The sequence below is a fragment of the Neisseria sp. GT4A_CT1 genome, assembly GCF_000227275.1.
Taxonomy (GTDB): domain Bacteria; phylum Pseudomonadota; class Gammaproteobacteria; order Burkholderiales; family Neisseriaceae; genus Neisseria.
In genome coordinates, this window is the sequence record NZ_JH164986.1 from 1 (window position 1) to 1253 (window position 1253).

The following is a 1253-nucleotide window of genomic DNA, read 5'->3' on the forward strand; positions in this document are numbered from 1 at the left end:
GCATTGTGCATTAACCGCAAAGATTCTTTCAGATCACCATCAATGGCTTTAAACGAAGATAATTGCTTCATTGCTGCAGAGAACCCTTGTTTGGAAGCACAACCAAGAAGCAATTCCTGAGTTTTTAAATCCTTTGTCTGATTTCGATAAATGAGAGACAGTTCATACTGCGCCAGTGGTACGCCCAAATCTACCGCCTTTTGCAAATAGGCAAGACCAAGTTGCGGATCACGGCGGTAACCTGCATTGCCTTCGTACAGCGCGTCAAACAGCCAATAGTTTGCCATCGCCCAATTTTTGTCCAGACCGTAGTGCAGCCACTTTCGGGCGCGGTTGTGCAAGGGGTTGTACATGATGCCGGTCGAACCTTGCACATGGGTGTAGAGCAGGTAAAGGTTGTTGATTGCCTGATAATGCCCTTTTGATGCCGCGGCTTCGTACAAGACAATCATGTCCTGAAATTCCTGTTTGTTCATACGCCAGTCTTTGGCATCCAGTAGTGTGGCGGCACGATACCAGAGATGGGATTCGGCATCGGGCGGGGACGGCGGCGTCCAAGTCGCGCAGGTGTATTCGGTGCGCTTCGAGTCAAAGGCTTTGGGGGCGGGATGGGTCTGGGTGTAATCGCGGTCGGATTGGGAAAGTGAAACCGAACCGCAGGAAGCCAGCAGGGGGATAAGCAGGGCGATGAAAGTGAGTTTGTTCATGGTATGTGTTGATGATGTTTGTGTTGAGATCGTCTGAAACTGGAAATCAGGTTTCAGACGACCTTTTTTAAATGTTGTGTCTTGATTCCAATTACAGCCCGTCATCTTCGGGAGGCTCGGGAGGGCGCGGCGACCAGTAAACTTCTTCTTTTTTGACGATACCGCGTTTGAGGATATCGGCGGCAAGGGCGGCGGTGTCGGGCGGATTTTGGTAGAACGCTGCATCTTCTTTACTCATTGCGGAGTAGATGCCTTTCCAATGGGTTTTGGCGGGAGGCAGGGGGAGGACTTCGTCTAGACGCGGGAAGGTGTAGAAGGGGTTGCCGCTTTTGGTGCCTGTGCCTTTAAGTGCCTTATACAGCTCGGCGTAGGCCGCTTTACGGATTGAATCAGCAGGAGTAGCCGAAAATTCTGCCATAGCCCCCTTCTTTTGATCAAAAACCATCATCAAGCGTACAGCAGCGCCCCCACCTCCGTCACCACCATGGCGCACGGCATTATGCATTAACTGCAAAGATTCTTTCAGATCACCATCAATGCTTTAAA

1 protein-coding gene and 1 pseudogene are annotated in these 1253 nt (G+C 50.7%); both read right to left on the minus strand.

The annotated features are described in order from the left end of the window. The coding region (locus tag HMPREF1028_RS12835; protein ID WP_009313194.1) for a sel1 repeat family protein at positions 1 to 707 on the minus strand (707 nt) is incomplete at its 3' end. 91 nt (positions 708 to 798) lie between these two features. Beyond that, positions 799 to 1245, minus strand: a pseudogene (locus tag HMPREF1028_RS12840) (sel1 repeat family protein); the annotation flags it as partial. Between the last annotated feature and the right edge of the window lie 8 nt (positions 1246 to 1253).